Genomic DNA, 20,385 nt, shown 5'->3' with positions numbered 1-20,385 from the left:
TCTGGCCGCAAGGTGCATCGATGATCCTTCTGATCGACAATTACGACAGCTTTACCTGGAACCTGGTCCATTACATGGGCGAGGCCGGGGCCGAGGTCGTCGTGCGCCGCAACGACCAGATCACCGTCGCCGAGGCGCTGGCCATGGCGCCGGACGGCATCGTCATCTCTCCCGGTCCCTGCGATCCGGCGCAGGCGGGGATCTGCCTGGATTTGATCGCAGCGACGGCCGAACGGGCCGTGCCCCTGCTGGGCGTCTGTCTGGGCCATCAGGCCATCGGAGAGGCCTTTGGCGGCCGCGTCGTGCGCGCGACCCGCATCCTGCACGGCAAGGTCGACGCGATCAGCCATGACGGCACGGGTGTCTTTTCGGACCTGCCCTCGCCCCTGAACGCCACCCGCTATCATTCGCTGATGGTGGAACGCGAGACCCTGCCCGACTGCCTGCGCGTGACCGCCACCGCGGGCGACGGCACGATCATGGGGCTGATCCATACCGGCCTGCCCATCGAAGGGGTGCAGTTCCATCCCGAATCCATCGCCTCCGAACACGGCCACGCGATGATCCGGACGTTCCTGGCGCGCTGCACTGCGCAAAAGGACGCCGCATGACCGACATCCGCCCCCTGATCGGCCTGGCCGCCAGCCGCCCCCTGACCGGAGCCGAGGCCGAGACCGCGTTCGCGGCGCTCTTCGACGGGGCCGCCACCCCGGCGCAGATCGGCGGCCTGCTGATGGCGCTGCGCGTGCGCGGCGAGACCGTGGACGAGATCGCCGCCGCCGCCCGCGCCATGCGCGCCCGCATGACCCCCATCACCGCGCCCGACGGCGCCATCGACATCGTCGGCACCGGCGGCGACGGCAAGGGGACGCTGAACATCTCGACCGCGACGGCCTTCGTGGTGGCCGGGGCGGGCGTGCCGGTGGCCAAGCATGGCAACCGCAACCTGTCATCGAAATCGGGCGCGGCCGACGCGTTGACCCATATGGGCATCAACGTGATGGGCGGCCCCGCCGTGGCGCAGCAGGCGCTGGACGGGGCCGGGATCTGCTTCATGATGGCGCCGATGCACCATCCGGCGATGCGCCATGTGGCGGCGCCGCGCACCGAGCTGGGCACGCGGACGGTCTTCAACCTGCTGGGACCGCTGACGAACCCGGCGGGCGTCCGCCATCAGCTGACCGGCGCGTTCAGCGCGGACTGGATCCGGCCCATGGCCGAGGTGCTGCGCGATCTGGGCACGCGCTCGGCCTGGCTGGTCCATGGCGGGGACGGCACGGACGAGCTGTCCATCGCCGCGCCCAGCCAGGTCGCGGCCCTTGCCGACGGGCGCGTCACCGAATTCACCGTCACGCCGGAGGATGCGGGCCTGCCCCGCCACCCGTTCGAGGCGATCCTGGGCGGAGAGCCCGCGCAGAACGCCGCCGCCTTCCGCGCCCTGCTGGCCGGAGAGCGCGGCGCCTATCGCGACGCGGTCCTGCTGAACGCGGCGGCGGCGCTGCTGGTCGCGGGCCGCGTGACCGCCCTGCCCGAGGGCGCGGCGCTGGCGGCGCAGTCGCTGGACAGCGGCGCGGCGCAGGCGCGGCTGACCGCGCTGGCGGGCATCACCGGCGCGCCCTGATGCCCGCGCCGCAACCGCCCGCGGCCTGGGCCGACCTGCCCTTCTTCCGCGACCGCTGGCCCGCGATCCGCGACCGGCTGCCCGAGAGCTTCCTGCCCGGCCCCGACCGCATCTTCGCCGCGCTGGAGGCGGTACCGCCCGAAGCGGTGCGGGTCGTGCTGTTGGGTCAGGACCCCTATCCCACGCCGGGCCACGCCAACGGCCTGGCCTTCTCCGTCACGCCCGAGACGCCCTTGCCGCGGTCGCTGCGCAATATCTTCGCGGAACTGGGCGACGATCTGGGCGGGACGCCCGCCACGGGCGACCTGTCGGGCTGGGCGCGCCAGGGGGTGCTGCTCCTGAACAGCGCGCTCAGCGTGATGCCGGGTCAGGCGGGGGTGCATGCCAAATGGGGCTGGCACCATCTGGCGCGCGAGGCGGTGATGCGCGCCCAGAAGGCCGGGCCGCTGGCCTTCCTTCTGTGGGGCAACCATGCGCAGAAGACGCTGGCCGATCTGGCCCGTCCGCAGGACCTGGTGATCGCCACGGCCCATCCCTCGCCTTTGTCAGCCCGGCGCGGCTTCTTCGGATCGCGCCCGTTCAGCCGCATCAACGCCTGGCTGGCGGAGCAAGGGCGCGCGCCCATCGAGTGGACCGCCTGAGGCCGCAGCCCCTTCCCCCGCGCCCCGTCCCCGGCTAGAACGGCGGCATGGATATTCTGGACAAGATCAAGGCCTACAAGCTGGACGAAATCGCCGCCGCCCGCGCGGCGCGTCCGCTGGCCGATGTCGAGGCGGCGGCCCGCGCGGCCTCCGCCCCCCGCGGCTTTGCCCGCGCCCTGGACCGCGCCGCCGAGACCGGCCCGGCCCTGATCGCCGAGATCAAGAAGGCCAGCCCCTCCAAGGGGTTGATCCGGCCCGATTTCGACCCGCCCGCACTGGCCCGCGCCTATCAGGCGGGCGGCGCCGCCTGCCTGTCGGTCCTGACCGACGGTCCCAGCTTCCAGGGCGCGCCCGACTATCTGTCGGCGGCGCGCACGGCCTGCGACCTGCCGGCGCTGCGCAAGGATTTCCTCTATGACACCTATCAGGTCGCCGAGGCGCGGGCCTGGGGCGCGGATTGCATCCTGATCATCATGGCCTCGGTCGAGGATGCGCTGGCCCGCGACTTGGAGGACGCCGCGATCCATTGGGGCATGGACGTGCTGATCGAGGTCCACGACGCGGCCGAGTTAGACCGCGCGCTGGCGCTGCGCTCTCCGCTGATCGGCATCAACAACCGCAACCTCAAGACCTTCGAGGTCACGCTGGACGTGACGCGCGACCTGGCCCCGCGCATCCCTGCCGACCGGCAGGTGGTCTGCGAGAGCGGCCTCTTCACCGCCGCCGACCTGGGCGCGATGATGCGGACCGGTGCGCGCCGCTTCCTGATCGGAGAGAGCCTGATGCGCCAGGCCGACGTCACCGCCGCCACCCGCGCGATCCTGGACATTGCCGCATGACGCTGACCCATTTCGACGCGGGCGGTCAGGCGCATATGGTCGACGTCTCGGCCAAGGCCGAGACCGCGCGCGAGGCCGTGGCGACAGGCGCCGTGGTGATGAGCCTCGAGACGCTGGCCCTGGCCCAGGGCGGCGCGGCCAAGGGCGACGTGCTGGGCGTCGCGCGGCTGGCAGGCATCATGGGCGCCAAGCGCACCGCCGACCTGATCCCGCTGTGCCATCCGCTGCCCATCGCCAAGGTCGCGCTTGACCTGGTGGCCGATCCCGACCTGCCGGGCATCCGCGTCACCGCCACCGTCCGCACCACCGGCCGCACCGGGGTCGAGATGGAGGCCCTGACCGCCGTCACCACCGCCTGCCTGACGATCTACGACATGCTGAAGGCCGCGCAGAAATCCATGGTGATCCAGGACGTGCGCCTGCTGCGCAAGGAGGGCGGGAAGTCCGGTCTCTACGAGGCGCAACCGTGATCACGGTCGACGAGGCCCTGTCGCGCGTCCTGGCACTGGCCCAGGCCCCGCGCCCTGAGACGGTGCCGCTGGCGCAGGCCCATGGCCGCGTCCTGCTGGAACCCGCCCGCGCCCGGCTGACGCAGCCGCCCTTCGACGCCTCGGCGATGGACGGCTATGCGATGCGCGCGGCGGACATGCCGGGACCGCTGACGGTCATCGGGACCAGCGCGGCCGGGCATCCCTGGGATGGGCAGCCCCGGCCCGGCACGGCGATCCGCATCTTCACCGGGGCCGCGGTTCCCGCGGGCTATGACCATGTCGAATTGCAGGAGAACGTTGACCGCGCCGGCGACCGCGTCACGGTTCGCACGCGGTCCTCGGGCCGCAACATCCGCGCGCGCGGCAACGATTTCGCCGAAGGTGACAGCCTGCCCGCCGGAACGGTGCTGACCCCAGCGCGGATCGGCCTGCTGGCCGCGATGAACCTGGACCGCGTGACCGTGGCCGCCCGTCCCATCGTGGCGATTCTGGCCGGCGGGGATGAACTGGTGCCCCCCGGCACCGACCCCGCTCCGGGACAGATCATCAGCTCGAACGATCTCGCGCTGGCGGCGATGGTGACCGAGGTCGGCGGCACGCCGCGCATCCTGCCCATCGCGCGCGACACGGTCGAGAGCCTGACCGCCGCCTTCGATGCCGCGGCCGAGGCCGATTTGCTGGTGACCATCGGCGGCGCCTCCGTCGGAGACCACGACCTGATCGGTCGCGTCGCCGCGGAAAAGGGCATGGCGCAGGCCTTCTACAAGGTCGCGCTGCGACCGGGCAAGCCGCTGATGGCCGGTAGCGTTGACCGGACGGCGATGCTGGGCCTACCGGGAAATCCCGTTTCGGCAATGGTTTGCGGTCAGATATTCATGCAACCTCTCATCCGCCGGATGCAGGGTCTTCCCTCCGATGTGCCAGTTCGACAGGCGGTGTTGGGCGTGGCGCTCCCGGCCGAAGGGCCGCGTCAGCACTATCTGCGCGCCACGCTGACGGCGGGGGACGGCCGGCCCGTCGTCACCCCCTTCGACGATCAGGACTCGGCCCGGCTGGCCCTGATGGCGCAGGCCGACGCCTTTCTGGTGCGGCCCGCTGGCGACCCCGCCCGCGCCGCCGGGGAGGTCGTCCAATACCTGCCGATCGGCTCTAGTTAACTGTTTTTTCACCCTTTCAGGGTCAGATGATTGACGTGACTCCGGCAATCATCTAGAACAGACATGGAACACCGGCGATAAGGGGCGGGCAATGCTGACCAAAAAGCAGATACAACTGCTTGAGTTCATTCAACGGCGGATGGCGCGCGATGGCGTGCCGCCGTCCTTCGACGAGATGAAGGACGCGCTCGACCTGCGCTCCAAATCCGGCATCCACCGGCTGGTGACGGCGCTGGAGGAGCGGGGCTTCATCCGTCGTCTCCCCCACCGAGCCCGCGCGCTGGAGGTGCTGCGCCTGCCGGACGCCCTGGCCCACCTGACCGACCCGGTCGAGGCGGAGAGCCGTCCGACCGCAGCCTTCTCGCCGCGCGTCATCACCAATACGCGCCCGGCCCGTCCGCGCGGTGCGATGACGGTCGTCGACAGCCCGGCCGTCCAGCTTCCGCTGATGGGACGCATCGCCGCAGGCGTGCCGATCGAGGCCATTTCTGAGGTCGCGCATCACATTGCGGTTCCGGGAACCATGCTGGCGGGACGCGAGCACCACTATGCGCTGGAGGTGACCGGAGATTCGATGATCGAGGCCGGGATCAATGACGGCGACGTGGTCATCATCCGCGAACAGGACACGGCCGACACGGGCGACATCATCGTGGCGCTGGTCGACAATCAGGAGGCAACGCTGAAACGCTATCGCCGCAAGGGATCGATGATCGCGCTGGAGGCCGCGAACCCGGCCTATGAGACGCGGCTTCTACCTGAGGACCGTGTGCGCATCCAGGGTCGCCTGGTGGGTCTCATCCGCAGCTATTGACAGACTCGCGTGGGGTCAGGCCTGCAGAAAGCCCGGCCCCGCACGCTCCAGAAGCTCGCGCGCCAGATCGTCGCCCAAGGTTGCGGCATCGGCTGACATGCCCTCGCGGCGTGCCGACACGACTTCGGAGCCATCCGGGCGCAGGATCTCTCCGCGCAGCACCAACCGGTCGCCGTCCAGTTCGGCCAGACCCGCGATCGGCGTCTGGCACGATCCATCCAGCCGCTTCAGGAAGGCCCGTTCCGCCTCAACCCGAAGACCGGTCGGCCGGTGGTGGATGGCGGCCAGCAGGGCCGCGCAGTCGGCATCGTCGCGCCGCCGCTCCACGCCTATGGCGCCCTGCGCCACGGCGGGCAGCATCTCATCCGGCTCGATCGCGCTGGCCGCAACGTGGATCATGTCCAGCCGCGACAGGCCCGCCATGGCCAGGAACGTGGCGACGGCCACCCCGTCAGCCAGCTTCTGCAGCCGCGTCTGGACGTTGCCCCGGAACTCGACCAAGACCAGATCCGGGCGGCGATGGGCCAGCTGCGCCCGCCGCCGCAGGCTGGAGGAGCCCACCACCGCACCCTGGGGCAGATCGGCGATACGGGCCGCATGCGGGCTGACGAAGGCATCGCGCACATCCTCGCGCGGCAGCAGGCAGTCGATGACAAGCCCCTCGGGCTGGACTGTGGGCATGTCCTTCATGGAATGCACGGCGATGTCGATCGCGCCACCCGACAGCGCATCCTCGATCTCGCGGGTGAAGAGGCCCTTGCCGCCGATCTCCTTCAGCGGGCGGTCCACGATGCGGTCCCCGGTGGTCTTGATCGGCACGATCCGGAAGGCCTCGGCCGGCAGGCCATGCGCCGCCATCAGGCGGTCACGGGTCTCGTGGGCCTGCGCCAGAGCCAGCGCGGAGCCGCGGGTTCCGATGCGCAGCGGACGGGAGGGGGTGGGCATCTGTGTCATGGCGCCCGGCATAGCCGCCGGGGGCGCGCTTGACAACGCCTGACGCCTGACCTTCAAGGGGCGGCAGGAGGCCTCATGACCAAACTTCTGCTGCGCGCCCTTGCGGGCGAGACCCTGCCCACGCCGCCGATCTGGATGATGCGCCAGGCGGGCCGCTATCTGCCCGAGTACCGCGCGACGCGGGCGCAGGCGGGCGACTTCCTGTCCCTGTGCTACAACCCCGATCTGGCGGCCGAGGTCACCTTGCAGCCGATCCGCCGCTATGGGTTCGACGCGGCCATCCTGTTCGCGGACATCCTCCTGATCCCGCAGGCCCTTGGCGCCGATCTGTGGTTCGTGACCGGCGAGGGGCCGCGCCTGTCCACCATCACCTCGGCCGCCGATCTGGCGCGGCTGCGGCCTGCGGAGCAGATCGACGAGCGACTGGCGCCGGTCTATGAGACGCTGGCGATCCTGTCGCGCGAACTGCCGCGCGAGACGGCGCTGATCGGCTTTGCCGGTGCGCCCTGGACCGTCGCCACCTACATGGTCGCGGGTCGCGGCACGAGCGACCAGGGACCCGCGCACCGCCTGAAGGACGAGGATCGGGAGACGTTCTCGGCCCTGATCGCGCTCATCACCGAGGCCACGATCCATTATCTTTCGCGGCAGATCGTGGCCGGGGCCGAGGTCGTCAAGCTGTTCGACAGCTGGGCGGGCAGCCTCAAGGGCCGGGATTTCGACGACTTCGCGCTGGCACCCGCCCGCCGGATCATCGCCGCGCTGAAGGAGCGTCATCCGGACATCCCGGTTATCGCCTTTCCCCGCGAGGCGGGCGAGCGCTATGTCGGTTTCGCCAAGGCGACCGGCGCGGATTGCGTCGCGCTGGACAATTCGGTCGAGGCGGAATGGGCCGCCCGCGCCGTTCAGGTCGACGGCTGCGTGCAGGGCAACCTGGACCCGCGGCACATGGTCACGGGCGGGCCGGACCTGGTGCGCGAGGCGCAGCGGATCACCCGCGCGCTGCGGGGCGGGCCGCATGTCTTCAACCTTGGCCATGGCATCACACCGGATGCCGACCCGGACAACGTGGCGCGGATGATCGACGCGGTGCGCAGCGCCTGACCCCTCAGCGCGCGCGCGCCTTGGGATAGCCGTTGCGGCGCAGGTCGTTCAGAGCCGCGACCAGGGCCTGGCGGTCCGCGAAGGGACCCGCCATGATCAGCCGAAACGTGGCATCCCCTTCCCGCACGCGGGCCTGGCCGGTCGGATAGCCGCGTGCCGCCACCGCGCGCAGGACGATGCGGGCATTCTCGTCATCCGCGAAGCTGCCGACCTGCACATAGCGGGCGGATGCCGGGATCATCTCGGGGCCGGGGGTCGCGACGACCGGCGCGGGTCTGCGGCGATCCGCCTCGGGTTGCGCTTTCGGGACGTCTCGCCCCTGCGGCCGGGCCGCGGTGCGGGTCGGCGACGGGGCGGGTGCCGCGACCGGCTTGGGGACGGCGCCCCCCGGCCTGACCACGGCCGCCGCGGGATCGGACTGCATCCCGGGGCAGAGGCCCAGGGTCGAGCCCTGCGCCGCACCGTCCTGAACGCGATAGCCGAGACGGGCGCAAAGCTCGGGCGATCCCGAGAGGCCCAAGGCATGGCGCAGCGCCGGTGCCAGCACCAGCGCGTCGCGCAGCGCCGTCTGCATCGGGTCCGGCACGCGCGGGGTCTCCGCCTCGCGGCGATCCTCGGGCCGTGCCGGGTCGGCGGCCCATTCGCCCTGCCGCAGGTCGCGCGACAGCTGCTCCATCAGCATGGTCTCGACATCCGGGGCGGGTGGCGGGGTCAGGGGCAGGACGCGTTCGGTCAGCGCGTCGGTGCGGCGCGCTGCAAGGCTGGGCGGAAAGCCGCACAGCCCCTGCCCCGCCCCGTCCAGCCGCGGAGCCCAGCCCGCCCCGTCACGGGTGAAGACACAGCCCTGCCCGTCGATGTACTGCGTGCCGGCAAAGCCCTCCGGCGGGGGTGGAACGGGTGCGGCCCCCGCCGCCCCCGCCAGCATCACCAGAGCCAAGACCTGCACGCGCACGTTCATCTGCCATCCATCCGTTGTCCTGCGCCCACGCTAGCGCAGAACCCTGAAGGGGCAGTTAACGCGGGCCTATTTCGTGCCGAACATCCGGTCGCCCGCATCGCCGAGGCCCGGCACGATATAGCCGTGATCGTCCAACCGTTCGTCCAGCGCGGCGGTGAAGATCGGCACGTCCGGATGCGCCTCGCGCATGCGCGCGACACCTTCGGGGGCGGCCAGAAGGCACAGGAAGCGCATGTTGACCGCGCCGCGCTCCTTCAGCATGTCCAGCGCCGCGACCGAGGAATTGCCGGTGGCCAGCATCGGATCTACCACGATGGTCATGCGCGCATCCAGTTCGCGCGGCACCTTGCAGTAATATTCGACCGGCTTCAGCGTCTCGGGGTCGCGATAGAGGCCGACGAAGCCCACCCGCGCGCCTGGAATCAGCTCCAGGATGCCGTCCATCAGCCCGTTCCCCGCCCGCAGGATCGAGATCAGGGCCAGCTTCTTGCCCTCCAGCGTGGGGGCCTCCATCTCGCACATCGGCGTCTCGATGCGCATGGTGGTCAGCTCCAGCTCGCGCGTGACTTCATAGGCCAAGAGCAGGCTGATCTCGCGCAGCAGGCGCCGGAACCCGGCGGTCGAGACGTCCTTCTGGCGCAGGATCGACAGCTTGTGCTGGACCAGCGGGTGATCGACGACGGTCAGATGTTGCATCAGGCGAATTCCTTTTTCAGCCGCTCGCGGGTCGGCGCATCGCAGAAGGCCGCATCGGCGGCCCAGAGGTTGATCTGTCGGAACTCGGTATCGCCCCAGCCAAAGGTGGTGGCAAGCCGATCGTATTCGGCCCGCATCGTGGTGTGGAAGAAGGGCGGATCGTCGGTGGAGACCGTAACCCGCACCCCCGCATCGGCCAGCCGCGCGATGGGATGCGCGCCCCAGGACGGGTGCACCCCAAGCGCCACGTTCGACCCCGGGCAGACCTCCAGCGTGATGCCGCGCTCCATCAGGTCGCGGATCAGGCCCTGGTCCTCGACGGCGCGCACGCCATGGCCGATGCGCGTGCAGCCCAGGGCCAGCGCGTCGCGGATGCTGTCCGGGCCGCCCCATTCGCCGGCATGGCAGGTCAGGCCCAGCCCGGCCTCGGCCGCGCAGTCGAAGCTCCAGGCGTAATCGGTGGCGCGGCCCACCTGCTCGGCCCCGCCCATGCCGAAGCCGGTGATCCATCCGCCCGCGGTCTCGGCCGCGCAGATCGCGGTCCTGCGCGCACGGTCGGAGCCGAAATGGCGGATGGCGGTGACGATGCCGCGGCTGTCGATGCCCTGCGCGCGGGCGGCGTCCGCCACCTCGGTCATCGCCGCTAGATGGTCGCGCCAGGCGGACAGGTCCGCGCCGCCGCAGAACTCGGGCGAGACGAACAGCTCGGCATAGACCACGCCCTCCTCGGCGCAGCGTTGCAGCACCTCGACCAGCAGGCGGGCATAGTCGCGCGGGCCGGTGATGACGCTGGTCGCAGCTTCGTAGCAGCGCAGGAAGCCCTCGAACCCGTCATAGGCGTAATGGCCGCTCTCGTCGAAGACGCCGGATAGGTCGGCGCGTTTCTCCTGCGCCAAGGCGCGGATGAAGGCGGGCGGGGCGGCCCCTTCCAGATGCAGATGTAGTTCGATCTTCTTCATAGAAACGACGTCCCGTGGTCAGGGGCCGGCAGGCCCAGATGCGCCAGGATCGAGGCGCCGATATCGCTGAATCCCACCTGCCCCACGGCGCGCGGTCCCAGGCCCCAGCCCAGCACCGGCGCGCGTTCGCGGGTGTGGTCGGTACCGGTCCAGGACGGATCGTTGCCATGATCGGCGGTGAAGATCGCCAGATCGCCGGGCGACAGCTGCGCCAGGAACCGCCCCGCCACGCCGTCGAACCATTCCAGCTGGCTCGCATAGCCTGGAATGTCGCGTCGATGACCGAAATTCGTGTCGAATTCGACGAAATTCGCGAAGGTCAGGCTGCCCGGTTCGGCCTCTGCGCCAAGGCGGATCAGATGCTCGGCCAGGGCCGCGTCATCGGCGCCCTTGTGCAGATGGGTGATGCCGCGATGGCTGAAGATGTCGCCGATCTTGCCCACGCCATGGGTGACGCGCCCCGCCCCCTGCGCGATGTCCAGGATGGTGCGCCCCGGTGCCGCGATGGCAAAGTCGCGCCGGTATCCGGTGCGGCGGAAATCGCCGGGCTGGCCGACGAAAGGCCGCGCGATGACGCGCCCCACGCGCATGGCATGCAGCATCGGCGCCAGGTCGCGGCAGAGCGCGATCAGCCGGTCGCGGCCGAAGACCTGCTCATGCGCGGCGATCTGCAGGACGCTGTCGGCGGAGGTGTAGCAGATGGGCCAGCCGCTGCGCATGTGCTCGGGGCCGAAATCGTCGATGACCTGGGTGCCGGAGGCATGGGTGTTGGCCAGCGTGCCGTCGGTGCCCGCCAGGTCTCGGATGCGGGCCAGCACCTCGGGCGGCAGGGCCGGGTCGCTGTCGGGGAAATAAGTCCAGTCCCAGGGGACCGGCACGCAAGCGATCTCCCAATGCCCCGAGGGGGTGTCCTTGCCGCGCGACGTCTCGGTCGCGGCACCCCAGAGGCCTTGCGGCGTGGCGGTCAGCCCGCGCGGCTCGATCCCGGACGCCAGCCGCAGTGCCGCCCCCAGACCCAGCCCGTCCAGAACAGGCATGGACAGGGGCCGCGCGGCGTCGATATGGCCCACGGTGTTCGCGCCCGTATCGGGGCGGCCGTCGTTGAAGAAGGCGTGGGCATCGGGCGCGCCGCCGATGCCCACGCTGTCCATGACGATCAGGAAGGCGCGGCTCATGGCGCGATCCGGTCGCGGATCAGCGGGCCCGGCGCGCCGTCACCCAAGGCATAGGCGGCCTGCACCGCGGCCACGGCCACCTGCGCGGCGGTGTCGTCGGCGGCATGGACCATGGCCAGCGGCGCGCCCTCGCCCACCGCGTCGCCCAGCTTGGCCAGCCGGTCGAGGCCCACGCGCGGGTCGATCGCCTCGCCCGCGCGCACCCGCCCGCCGCCAAGCGCCAGCACCGCATGGCCAAGCGCGGTCACGTCGATGCGCCCCACCCGGCCTTCGGGCGCGGGCACGGGGACGACGACCGGGGCGGGGGCCAAATGCGCCTCGGGGCGCTCGATCAGGTCGCGCGGGCCGCTCTGGGCCGCGACCATGCGGCTGAAGATCTCGGCCGCGGCGCCGCTGTCCAGCGTGGCTTCCAGCCCCTCGGCCGGGCGTCCGGCCAGTGCCAGGCATTCGGCGGCCAGCGCCAGGGTCAGCTCGCGCAGCGCGCCGGGTTCGCCCCGCAGGCAGCGGATCGCCTCAAGCACCTCCAGCGCGTTGCCGGCGCTGCGGGCCAGAGGCTGGTCCATGTCGGTGATGAAGGCGGTGGTGCGGCAGCCCGCGCCATTCGCGGTCTCGACCAGGGCCTGGGCCAGGCGCTGCGCGCTGTCGGGCTTCTTCAGGATCGCGCCCGAGCCGGACTTCACGTCCAGCACCAGCGCGTCCAGCCCCGCCGCCAGCTTCTTCGACAGAATCGAGGCGGTGATCAGGTCGATCGATTCGACGGTCCCCGATTCGTCGCGGATCGCATAGAGTCTCCGGTCGGCAGGCGCCACGTCGCCCGTGGCCGACACGATCGCGCAGCCGACCTGGCGCACGATGCGGCGCAGATCCTCCTCCGCCTGGTCGCAGACGTAGCCGGGAATCGCCTCCAGCTTGTCCAGTGTGCCGCCGGTATGGCCCAGCCCCCGCCCCGAGATCATCGGCACGAAGCAGCCCCGCGCGGCCAGCAGCGGCGCCAGCACAAGCGACACCGTATCGCCGATGCCCCCGGTCGAATGCTTGTCCACCACCGGCCCCGGCAGGTCCCAGTGCAGCACATGGCCCGAATCGCGCATCGCGCGGGTCAGCGCGACGCGACCCGCCTGCCCGGTGCCCCGCGTCAGCACCGCCATGGCGAAGGCCCCCGCCTGCGCGTCGCTGACCGACCCGTCGGCCAGCCCCTGCGCGATCAGCGCGGCACCTGGCCCGTCCAGGCCGCGCCCGTCGCGGATCGCGGCGATCACCGGGCGCGGATCGGTCATCATGCGCGGCCCATATGGCCCGCGTCGAAGCGGCCGGGCAGCAGATCGCCGATGGTGGTGTGCATCTCCGACCCGTCGGTCGTGGCCAGCAGGACCGGCACGTCGCCCGCGCCGAACTCGGCCAGCTTCTGGCGGCAGCCGCCGCAGGGGGGGACGGGGGTCGGGCTGTCGGCGATGACGGCGACCTCGATCAGCTGCGTCTCTCCGGCGGCGACCATGGCGGCGATGGCTCCGGCCTCGGCGCAGGTGCCCTCGGGATAGGCCACGTTCTCGACGTTGCAGCCGCGATAGATCGTGCCCGAGGCCCCGCGGATGGCCGCGCCGACCTTGAACTTCGAATAGGGCACATAGGCCCGCTCGCGCACGTCGCGCGCCGCATCCAGCAGAGACATGATCCAGGTCTTTCCTTCGTGATCGTTGCCCGCAATCTGCGCCCGCAGGCGGTCTTGTGCAAGTCACGCCGCCGCGCGCAGAAGCCCGCTGTTCCCCGGCGCGGGAATGGTTTAACGGTAAACCAATTCCGAAACTTGAGGGGCGAGAGATGGAAGACCGCAGGCAGGACAGCGCCAGACAGGCCGCACTGGATTATCACGAATTCCCGCGTCCGGGTAAGCTGGAGATCCGCGCGACCAAGCCCATGGCCAATGGCCGCGACCTTGCCCGCGCCTATTCCCCCGGCGTGGCCGAGGCCTGCCTGGAGATCAAGGCCGATCCCTCGACCGCCGCGCGCTATACCACCAAGGGCAACCTGGTGGCCGTCATCTCGAACGGCACGGCCGTCCTGGGCCTGGGCAATATCGGCGCGCTGGCCTCCAAGCCGGTGATGGAGGGCAAGGCGGTCCTGTTCAAGAAATTCGCCAATATCGACTGCTTCGACATCGAGGTGAACGAACCCGACCCGGTCAAGCTGGCCGAGATCGTCTGCGCGCTGGAGCCGACCTTCGGCGCGGTGAACCTGGAGGACATCAAGGCCCCCGACTGCTTCATCGTCGAGGAGATCTGCCGCGAGCGGATGAACATCCCGGTCTTTCACGACGACCAGCACGGCACCGCCATCGTGGTGGGCGCGGCCGCGACCAACGCGCTGCGCATCGCGGGCAAGCGGTTCGAGGACATCAAGATCGTCTCGACCGGCGGCGGGGCGGCGGGCATCGCCTGCCTGAACATGCTGCTGAAGCTGGGCGTCAAGCGTGAGAATGTCTGGCTCTGCGACATCCACGGCCTGGTCCATGAGGGCCGCGAACTGGACATGAATCCGCAGAAGGCCGCCTATGCCCAGGCCAGCGACAAGCGGACCCTGGCCGAGGTCATCGACGGCGCCGACCTGTTCCTGGGCCTGTCCGGTCCGGGCGTCCTGACGCCCGAGATGGTCGGCCGCATGGCCCCGCGCCCGATCATCTTCGCGCTGGCGAACCCCAACCCCGAGATCGACCCGGACGCCGCCCGCGCCGTGGCCCCCGACGCGATCATCGCCACCGGACGCAGCGATTTTCCGAACCAGGTCAACAACGTCCTGTGCTTTCCCTTCATCTTCCGCGGCGCGCTGGACGTGGGCGCGACCACCATCAACGACGAGATGAAGATCGCCTGCATCGAGGGCATCGCCGCCCTGGCGCGCGCCACCACCGCCGCCGAGGCGGCCGCCGCCTATCGCGGCGAGACGCTGACCTTCGGCCCGGACTACCTGATCCCCAAGCCCTTCGATCCGCGCCTGATGGGCGTCGTTTCCAGCGCGGTCGCCCGCGCCGCGATGGAGACCGGCGTGGCCACCCGCCCGCTGGAGGACATCGCGGCCTACAAGCAGAAGCTGGACGGCTCGGTCTTCCGCTCGGCGCTGATCATGCGCCCGGTCTTCGAGGCCGCGGCCACCGTCACCCGCCGCATCGTCTTCGCCGAGGGCGAGGATGAGCGCGTGCTGCGCGCCGCCAACGCCATGCTGGAGGAGACGACCGACGTCCCGATCCTGATCGGCCGCCCGGACGTCATCGCCATGCGCGCCGAACGCGCGGGCCTGCCCATCCGCCCCGAGCGCGACTTCGAGATCGTGAACCCCGAGAACGACCCGCGCTATCGCGACTATTGGGAGACCTATCACGGGCTGATGGCCCGACGTGGGGTCAGCCCCGACATCGCCCGCGCGATCATGCGCACCAACACCACCGCCATCGGCGCGGTCATGGTCCATCGCAACGAGGCCGACAGCCTGATCTGCGGCACCTTTGGGCAGTACAGCTGGCACCTGCAATATGTCCGCCAGATCCTGGCCCAGGGCGGGCTGCACCCGGTCGGCGCGCTGTCCATGATCATCCTGGAGGACGGGCCGCTGTTCATCGCGGACACGCAGTGCCACAATGACCCCACGCCGCAACAGGTGATGGAGACGGTGATGGGCGCCGCGCGCCATGTCCGCCGCTTCGGCCTGACGCCCAAGATCGCGCTGTGCAGCCATTCGCAGTTCGGCAACACCGACAGCCCCTCGGGGCGCAAGATGCGCGAGGCCCTGGCCCTGCTGGACGCGCGCGAGCCGGACTTCATGTATGACGGAGAGATGCATGTGGACGCGGCCCTGGACCCCGACCTGCGCGAGCGGATCTTCCCCGGATCGCGGCTGCAGGGCGTGGCCAACGTGCTGATCTTTGCGGGCACCGACGCGGCATCGGGCGTCAGGAACGCGCTGAAGATGCGCGCCCAGGGCCTGGAGGTCGGGCCGATCCTGATGGGCATGGGCAACCGCGCGCATATCGTGACGCCCTCGATCACCACGCGGGGGCTGTTGAACATGTCGGTCCTAGCCGGGACGCCGGTCACGCATTACGGCTGATTCGCCCATCGCTTTGCAAATGCTGCGGCGCCGCAAACCCCGTGTTTGCGGCGCCGTCCGTTTTGCAAACGACGGGCGGGGATTATTGCTAATCCGGCCCCGCATCGGACGCTAACACTGTTGCGCGAAGCCCCCGGCCCTGCGTAACAATCCCTCATCTTCTGGGAGGGAGGGGCCATGTCCTATCATCAGCTTTACGCCCGCTGGCGCGACGACCCCGAGGCGTTCTGGGCCGAGGCCGCCACGGCGATCGACTGGGACCGCCCGGCCAGCCGCGCCTTCTTCGATCAGGGACCGGCGGGCGAGTGGTTCGCGGACGGCATGGTCAATGCCTGCTGGAACGCCATCGACCGCCATGTCGCGGCGGGTCACGGCGACCGGATCGCGGTCATCCATGACAGCCCGATGACCGGCAGCACCAGCCGCTTGACCTATGCCGAGCTGCAGGACCGGGTGGCGCGCCTGGCGGGCGTGCTCGTCGCGCGCGGCATCGGCAAGGGCGACCGGGTCATCATCTACATGCCGATGATCCCCGAGGCGCTGCAGGCGATGCTGGCCTGCGCGCGGATCGGCGCGATCCATTCGGTGGTCTTTGGCGGCTTCGCCGCCCATGAGCTGGCGGTGCGCATCGACGACGCGCAGCCCCGCGCGATCATCGCCGCCAGCTGCGGGCTGGAGCCGGGGCGCGTCGTTCCCTACAAGCCGCTGATGGACCGTGCCATCGACGAGGCCGCCCACAAGCCCGACCTGACCATCGTGTTCCAGCGCCCCGAATGCACGGCCGAGATGGTCGCGGGGCGCGATCTGGACTGGCAGGAGGCCGTGGATGCCGCCGCGCCCGCCGACTGCGTGCCGGTCGAGGGGAACCATCCGGCCTACATCCTCTACACCTCCGGCACCACGGGGCAGCCCAAGGGCGTGGTCCGCCACACCGCCGGGCATCTGGTGGCCCTGGCCTGGAGCGTGCCGAACATCTTCGGCATCGGGGCGGGCGACGTGTTCTGGGTCGCCTCCGACGTGGGCTGGGTCGTGGGCCACAGCTACATCGTCTATGGGCCGCTGATCGCGGGGGCGACCACGGTGATCTTCGAGGGCAAGCCCGTCGGGACCCCCGATGCGGGCACCTTCTGGCGGGTGATCGCGGATCACAAGGTCAAGTCCTTCTTCACCGCGCCCACTGCCATCCGCGCCGTCAAGCGCGAGGACCCCGAGGGCGCGCTGGTCGCCCGCCACGACCTGTCCTCGCTCAAGGCGCTGTTCCTGGCCGGAGAGCGCGCCGACCCTGACACCGTCACCTGGGCCGAGGATCGCCTGAAGGTTCCGGTGATCGACCACTGGTGGCAGACCGAGAGCGGCTGGCCCATCGCCGCGAACCCCCTGGGCGTCGGGCTGCTGCCGGTGCGCAAGGGCAGCCCCACCGTGCCGATGCCGGGCTATGACGTGCAGGTCCTGGACGAGGCCGGCCACCCGGTCGCGCCCGGCACGCTTGGTGCCATCGCGATCCGCCTGCCCCTGCCGCCCGGCACGCTGCCCACGCTGTGGAATGCCGAGGACCGGTTCCGCCGCGCCTATCTGGAGCATTTCCCTGGCTATTACGAGACGGGCGACGCGGGCTATGTGGACGAGGACGGCTATGTCTGGATCATGGCGCGCACCGACGACGTGATCAACGTGGCGGGCCACCGCCTGTCCACCGGCGCGATGGAGGAGGTCCTGGCCAGCCATCCGGCGGTCGCCGAATGCGCCGTGATCGGGGTGGCTGACGCGCTGAAGGGACAGGCGCCCCTGGGCCTTCTGTGCCTGAAGAAGGGCGTGACGGCCGAGCCTGCGGAGATCACGGCCGAGGTGGTGCGCATGGTCCGCGACCGCATTGGGCCCGTCGCGGCCTTCAAGACCGCCTGCGTGGTCGATCGGCTGCCCAAGACGCGGTCGGGCAAGATCCTGCGGGCGACCATGGCCAAGATCGCGGATGGCGAGGCGGTCAAGGCCCCCGCCACCATCGACGACCCGGCGATCCTAGACGAGATCCGGGGCGCGCTGGCCGGGGTCGGCTATCCCGTCGGGGCGGCGTAGGGGGGCGCTGCCCCCCATCCCGTTCCGGGATTCCCCCCGGGATATTTTTCTGAAGAAGAAGGGCTCAGTCGAGGCTGGCCCCGAGGCGCGTCATCAGCGGCACGAAATCCGGGAAGGAGGTCGTGATCGGTCCGGCATCGTCGATCTGCACCGGGCTTTCGGTTGCGAGGCCCAGGACCAGGAAGCTCATGGCGATGCGGTGGTCCAGATGGGTGACGGCCCGTCCGCCGCCGGGCACGCGGGTCATGCCGTGGACGGTCATGCTGTCGGTCGTGTCCTCGACCTCGACCCCATTGGCGCGCAGGCCGACCGCCATCGCGTCGATGCGGTCGCTTTCCTTCACGCGCAGCTCGGCCACGCCGTTCATCACCGTCGGCCCTTCGGCAAAGCTGGCCACGACCGACAGGATCGGGAATTCGTCGATCATGCTGGCCGCGCGGTCGGCAGGCACCGTCACGCCCTTTAGCGCGCTGTGGCGGACCAGCAGGTCCGCGACCGGCTCTCCGCCCTCCTCGCGCGGGTTCTCGAAGGTGATGTCGGCGCCCATCTCCAGCAGCGTGACATAGAGCCCGTCGCGCGTCGGGTTGCGGCTGACGCCGGGCACGCGAATCTCCGAGCCGGGCACGATCAGCGCGGCCGCGACCGGGAAGGCGGCGCTGGAGGGGTCGCGCGGCACGGCCACGGGCTGGGGGCGCAGCTCGGGGCGGCCGGTCAGGGTGATGCGATGGCCTTCGGGCGTGGTCTCGCTCCGGATCTGCGCGCCGAAGCCCGCCAGCATGCGTTCGGAATGGTCGCGCGTGGGTTCGGCCTCGATCACCACCGTCTCGCCCGGCGCGTTCAGCCCGGCCAGCAGGATCGCCGACTTGATCTGCGCGCTGGCGACCGGCGTGCGGTAGGTGACCGGCACCGGATCGGTCGAGCCTTCGACCGTGATCGGGAGCCGCCCGCCCTCGCGCGCCGTGATCTGGGCGCCGAACAGCGACAGCGGGTCGGTGACGCGCGCCATCGGGCGGCGCGACAGGCTGGCATCGCCCGTGAAGGTGACCGCGATCGGCGTGGTCGCGACCGCGCCCATGATCAGCCGCACCCCTGTGCCGGAATTGCCGCAATCGATCACCTCGGCCGGCGCCGAGAAGCCGCCCACGCCCACCCCGTGCACCGACCAGTCGCCCGGCCCGTGCTGGATCACCGTGGCGCCGAGCGCCCGCATCGCGCGGCCCGTGTCCAGCACGTCCTGACCCTCCAGAAGGCCGGTGATGCGCGTCTCGCCCACCGCCATCGCGCCCAGGATCAGGGCGCGGTGGCTGATCGACTTGTCGCCCGGCACGCGCGCCTCGCCCCGCAGGGGGCCGCCGCGGCGGGAGGTCATGGGACGGGGTTCGGCGGAGTGCGACATGGGCGTGACCTTTTGCTTTTGCGGGGTCTTTTAGCCCGCGCGGGCGGGCGCTTCCACCACGATCTTGGTTTGCGGTTCGTCTTGAGGCAGGACGGCCGCCGCCCTAGAAGGGGGCCTGCATCACAGGAGATCCCCATGCAGGAGCTGGACCGGCTGCGCGCCCTGGCCGACCCCGACCGCGCGGCCCGCGCCGCCGCCCGCCACAAGACCGGGCGCGAGACGCTTGGCCTGACCCCCGCCGCCATCGACGAGATCGCGGCCGAATGGCGCGCGGCGCATGAGCCCGAGGCCCGCACCGCCTTGGCCCGCGCCCTCTGGGACAGCAATGTCCACGATGCGCGTCTGATCGCGGCGCGGCTTCTGGTGCAGGCGCGGATGCAGCCCGACGACGCAGCCTGGGATGCGATCCTGGACTGGGCCGATGAGATCGACGGGGCCGAGATCGGCGATGCGGTCATGTCCGCGGCCGGCCGCCGCCTGATGGCCGATCCCGCGCGGCTGGACCGGATCACGCCCTGGGCCGCGTCGCGCAACCCGTGGCTGCGCCGGGGTCTGCTGACCGCGACCCTGCCCTGGGCCAAGATGAACAACCCCAAGCCCGACGATCTGGCCATCCGCGAGCGGGTGCTGGACCTGGCGCTGCGGCTGGCGGCGGACCGCAACGGCGCGGTGCGCCAGGCCGCGCAGACCTGGGCGCGCGATCTGGCCAAGCGGGACCCCGACCGGGTCGCCGCCTGGCACGCGGCCGTGGCCGAGGCCGCGCGCATCGCGGAGCCGGACCCGGAGGCCGACCCCGCGCCCGACGATCAGGAGCGGTAGACCTCCAGCGTCGGCAGCGCCGTCAGCGGCACGCCCAGGAGTTGCAGCGCAGGCAGCGAGACCTGGCTGCCGGTGCCGCCACCGGTCAGGGGGCGCAGCTCGACCTTGGCCGACTTGCCCGTGGCCGGGTTGACGATGCGCCCCTGGGCCGGCGCGTCGACCAGCGGCGTCTTGACCCAGAACCCGCCCTCGGCCGGGTTGCCCAGAGAGGCCACGGTGGTGCCGAGGCGCTCCTCGGCCGCCGCGGGCGCCTGTGCCGCGGCGGCGCGCTGTTCGGGCGTCGTGGTGTTCAACTGCGCGGGTGTGGCGCGGGCCGCGGGGCGTGGCGCGGGCGCGCGCGTCACCGCCGTCGCGGCCGAGGTCTGCGCGGCCGTGGCGGCCGGCCGCTCGGTCCGGGTGGTGGTGCCGGCCATCTGGCTGCATCCCGCAAGGGCCAGTCCAACTCCCAGGATGGCGAATGGTGTCAGGCGCATCGACGTCTCCTTCGAAAGGCTTTTGCACAGGATTGGCACGCCCCGCGCGCGCCGTCCACCGCCGCGCGCCGACATGTCCGGCTTGTGAGCGGGGATCGCCGCGCCTAGATAGGGGGA

At 70.9% G+C, this 20,385-nt stretch carries 20 protein-coding genes; 11 read left to right on the top strand and 9 right to left on the bottom strand.

Annotated features, from left to right (window positions below; genetic code table 11):
* Positions 1-20 precede the first annotated feature (20 nt).
* The 7 genes from AC2SGK_RS04060 (at position 21) to lexA (ending at position 5,563) form a co-directional block, all read left to right on the top strand.
* On the top strand, positions 21-611 hold the full coding sequence (locus AC2SGK_RS04060) for an anthranilate synthase component II (RefSeq protein ID WP_488322312.1): 591 nt from the start codon (positions 21-23) through the stop codon (positions 609-611).
* Entirely contained in the window at positions 608-1,621 is a 1,014-nt protein-coding gene (trpD, locus tag AC2SGK_RS04055; RefSeq protein ID WP_488322311.1) for an anthranilate phosphoribosyltransferase, read from the top strand. The genes AC2SGK_RS04060 and trpD overlap by 4 nt, the downstream gene beginning before the upstream one ends.
* Complete coding sequence (locus tag AC2SGK_RS04050; RefSeq protein WP_488322310.1) at positions 1,621-2,262, top strand: uracil-DNA glycosylase; 642 nt, start codon at positions 1,621-1,623, stop codon at positions 2,260-2,262. The genes trpD and AC2SGK_RS04050 overlap by 1 nt, the downstream gene beginning before the upstream one ends.
* A gap of 47 nt (positions 2,263-2,309) precedes the next feature.
* A complete protein-coding gene (gene trpC / locus AC2SGK_RS04045; protein ID WP_488322309.1) occupies positions 2,310-3,101 on the top strand; it encodes an indole-3-glycerol phosphate synthase TrpC in 792 nt (263 codons plus the stop codon).
* Positions 3,098-3,571, top strand: coding sequence for a cyclic pyranopterin monophosphate synthase MoaC (gene moaC / locus AC2SGK_RS04040; RefSeq protein WP_488322308.1), 474 nt, complete (start codon positions 3,098-3,100; stop codon positions 3,569-3,571). Before trpC ends, moaC begins: the two co-directional genes overlap by 4 nt.
* Complete coding sequence (locus AC2SGK_RS04035) at positions 3,568-4,749, top strand: molybdopterin molybdotransferase MoeA (RefSeq protein ID WP_488322307.1); 1,182 nt, start codon at positions 3,568-3,570, stop codon at positions 4,747-4,749. The genes moaC and AC2SGK_RS04035 overlap by 4 nt, the downstream gene beginning before the upstream one ends.
* Positions 4,750-4,840: 91 nt before the next feature.
* Positions 4,841-5,563, top strand: a complete 723-nt coding sequence (gene lexA / locus AC2SGK_RS04030; RefSeq protein ID WP_488322306.1) for a transcriptional repressor LexA — start codon at positions 4,841-4,843, stop codon at positions 5,561-5,563.
* A gap of 15 nt (positions 5,564-5,578) precedes the next feature.
* Here lexA and hemC read toward each other — a convergent pair whose 3' ends face one another.
* On the bottom strand, positions 5,579-6,517 hold the full coding sequence (gene hemC / locus AC2SGK_RS04025) for a hydroxymethylbilane synthase (RefSeq protein ID WP_488322305.1): 939 nt from the start codon (positions 6,515-6,517) through the stop codon (positions 5,579-5,581).
* Positions 6,518-6,592: 75 nt separating this feature from the next.
* Between hemC and hemE the strand changes: the two genes are divergently transcribed.
* Positions 6,593-7,621, top strand: coding sequence for a uroporphyrinogen decarboxylase (gene hemE, locus AC2SGK_RS04020; RefSeq protein WP_488322304.1), 1,029 nt, complete (start codon positions 6,593-6,595; stop codon positions 7,619-7,621).
* A gap of 4 nt (positions 7,622-7,625) precedes the next feature.
* Here hemE and AC2SGK_RS04015 read toward each other — a convergent pair whose 3' ends face one another.
* The 6 genes from AC2SGK_RS04015 to AC2SGK_RS03990 form a co-directional block, all read right to left on the bottom strand.
* A complete protein-coding gene (locus AC2SGK_RS04015) occupies positions 7,626-8,579 on the bottom strand; it encodes an SPOR domain-containing protein (RefSeq protein WP_488322303.1) in 954 nt (317 codons plus the stop codon).
* 66 nt (positions 8,580-8,645) lie between these two features.
* The gene (gene upp / locus AC2SGK_RS04010; RefSeq protein WP_488322302.1) at positions 8,646-9,275 is read right to left on the bottom strand and encodes a uracil phosphoribosyltransferase; all 630 of its coding nucleotides are present in this window, start codon (positions 9,273-9,275) and stop codon (positions 8,646-8,648) included.
* Complete coding sequence (locus AC2SGK_RS04005; RefSeq protein ID WP_488322301.1) at positions 9,275-10,234, bottom strand: adenosine deaminase; 960 nt, start codon at positions 10,232-10,234, stop codon at positions 9,275-9,277. The genes upp and AC2SGK_RS04005 overlap by 1 nt, the downstream gene beginning before the upstream one ends.
* Positions 10,231-11,409, bottom strand: coding sequence for a phosphopentomutase (locus AC2SGK_RS04000; RefSeq protein WP_488322300.1), 1,179 nt, complete (start codon positions 11,407-11,409; stop codon positions 10,231-10,233). Before AC2SGK_RS04000 ends, AC2SGK_RS04005 begins: the two co-directional genes overlap by 4 nt.
* Positions 11,406-12,686 carry a thymidine phosphorylase gene (locus tag AC2SGK_RS03995; protein ID WP_488322299.1) on the bottom strand — a complete coding sequence of 427 codons (1,281 nt, stop codon included), beginning with the start codon at positions 12,684-12,686 and terminating at the stop codon, positions 11,406-11,408. Before AC2SGK_RS03995 ends, AC2SGK_RS04000 begins: the two co-directional genes overlap by 4 nt.
* Positions 12,686-13,078 (bottom strand): cytidine deaminase, encoded by a 393-nt coding sequence (locus tag AC2SGK_RS03990; RefSeq protein WP_488322298.1) that lies wholly within the window; start codon positions 13,076-13,078, stop codon positions 12,686-12,688. The genes AC2SGK_RS03995 and AC2SGK_RS03990 overlap by 1 nt, the downstream gene beginning before the upstream one ends.
* A gap of 149 nt (positions 13,079-13,227) precedes the next feature.
* Here AC2SGK_RS03990 and AC2SGK_RS03985 point away from each other — a divergent pair, with 149 nt between their 5' ends.
* Positions 13,228-15,507 (top strand): NADP-dependent malic enzyme, encoded by a 2,280-nt coding sequence (locus AC2SGK_RS03985; RefSeq protein WP_488322297.1) that lies wholly within the window; start codon positions 13,228-13,230, stop codon positions 15,505-15,507.
* Between the two features lie 177 nt (positions 15,508-15,684).
* A complete protein-coding gene (locus AC2SGK_RS03980; RefSeq protein ID WP_488322296.1) occupies positions 15,685-17,580 on the top strand; it encodes a propionyl-CoA synthetase in 1,896 nt (631 codons plus the stop codon).
* 64 nt (positions 17,581-17,644) lie between these two features.
* On the opposite strand, the gene aroA is transcribed toward AC2SGK_RS03980, so the two are convergent.
* A complete protein-coding gene (gene aroA / locus AC2SGK_RS03975; protein WP_488322295.1) occupies positions 17,645-18,976 on the bottom strand; it encodes a 3-phosphoshikimate 1-carboxyvinyltransferase in 1,332 nt (443 codons plus the stop codon).
* 135 nt (positions 18,977-19,111) lie between these two features.
* On the opposite strand from aroA, the gene AC2SGK_RS03970 reads away from it, so the two are divergent.
* Positions 19,112-19,795: a DNA alkylation repair protein gene (locus AC2SGK_RS03970; protein ID WP_488322294.1), complete on the top strand. Its 684-nt coding sequence runs from the start codon at positions 19,112-19,114 to the stop codon at positions 19,793-19,795.
* Here the strand turns inward: AC2SGK_RS03970 and AC2SGK_RS03965 are convergent.
* A complete protein-coding gene (locus AC2SGK_RS03965) occupies positions 19,783-20,268 on the bottom strand; it encodes a hypothetical protein (protein WP_488322293.1) in 486 nt (161 codons plus the stop codon). The genes AC2SGK_RS03970 and AC2SGK_RS03965 overlap by 13 nt on opposite strands.
* Positions 20,269-20,385 lie beyond the last annotated feature (117 nt).

It is taken from the genome of Paracoccus sp. NIOT.M2S5SZ12 (genome assembly GCF_057748165.1).
The sequence above is the reverse complement of the archived record's forward strand: the minus strand, read 5'-3'. Positions and strand labels throughout refer to the sequence as shown.

Excerpts from the sequence above, each read along its gene's own strand:
- AC2SGK_RS04060 (WP_488322312.1), top strand. The coding sequence starts at position 21 with ATGATCCTTCTGATCGACAATTACGACAGCTTTACCTGGAACCTGGTC.
- trpD (WP_488322311.1), top strand. The coding sequence starts at position 608 with ATGACCGACATCCGCCCCCTGATCGGCCTGGCCGCCAGCCGCCCCCTG.
- AC2SGK_RS04050 (WP_488322310.1), top strand. The coding sequence starts at position 1,621 with ATGCCCGCGCCGCAACCGCCCGCGGCCTGGGCCGACCTGCCCTTCTTC.
- trpC (WP_488322309.1), top strand. The coding sequence starts at position 2,310 with ATGGATATTCTGGACAAGATCAAGGCCTACAAGCTGGACGAAATCGCC.
- moaC (WP_488322308.1), top strand. The coding sequence starts at position 3,098 with ATGACGCTGACCCATTTCGACGCGGGCGGTCAGGCGCATATGGTCGAC.
- lexA (WP_488322306.1), top strand. The coding sequence starts at position 4,841 with ATGCTGACCAAAAAGCAGATACAACTGCTTGAGTTCATTCAACGGCGG.
- hemC (WP_488322305.1), bottom strand. The coding sequence starts at position 6,517 with ATGACACAGATGCCCACCCCCTCCCGTCCGCTGCGCATCGGAACCCGC.
- hemE (WP_488322304.1), top strand. The coding sequence starts at position 6,593 with ATGACCAAACTTCTGCTGCGCGCCCTTGCGGGCGAGACCCTGCCCACG.
- AC2SGK_RS04015 (WP_488322303.1), bottom strand. The coding sequence starts at position 8,579 with ATGAACGTGCGCGTGCAGGTCTTGGCTCTGGTGATGCTGGCGGGGGCG.
- upp (WP_488322302.1), bottom strand. The coding sequence starts at position 9,275 with ATGCAACATCTGACCGTCGTCGATCACCCGCTGGTCCAGCACAAGCTG.
- AC2SGK_RS04005 (WP_488322301.1), bottom strand. The coding sequence starts at position 10,234 with ATGAAGAAGATCGAACTACATCTGCATCTGGAAGGGGCCGCCCCGCCC.
- AC2SGK_RS04000 (WP_488322300.1), bottom strand. The coding sequence starts at position 11,409 with ATGAGCCGCGCCTTCCTGATCGTCATGGACAGCGTGGGCATCGGCGGC.
- AC2SGK_RS03995 (WP_488322299.1), bottom strand. The coding sequence starts at position 12,686 with ATGACCGATCCGCGCCCGGTGATCGCCGCGATCCGCGACGGGCGCGGC.
- AC2SGK_RS03990 (WP_488322298.1), bottom strand. The coding sequence starts at position 13,078 with ATGTCTCTGCTGGATGCGGCGCGCGACGTGCGCGAGCGGGCCTATGTG.
- AC2SGK_RS03985 (WP_488322297.1), top strand. The coding sequence starts at position 13,228 with ATGGAAGACCGCAGGCAGGACAGCGCCAGACAGGCCGCACTGGATTAT.
- AC2SGK_RS03980 (WP_488322296.1), top strand. The coding sequence starts at position 15,685 with ATGTCCTATCATCAGCTTTACGCCCGCTGGCGCGACGACCCCGAGGCG.
- aroA (WP_488322295.1), bottom strand. The coding sequence starts at position 18,976 with ATGTCGCACTCCGCCGAACCCCGTCCCATGACCTCCCGCCGCGGCGGC.
- AC2SGK_RS03970 (WP_488322294.1), top strand. The coding sequence starts at position 19,112 with ATGCAGGAGCTGGACCGGCTGCGCGCCCTGGCCGACCCCGACCGCGCG.
- AC2SGK_RS03965 (WP_488322293.1), bottom strand. The coding sequence starts at position 20,268 with ATGCGCCTGACACCATTCGCCATCCTGGGAGTTGGACTGGCCCTTGCG.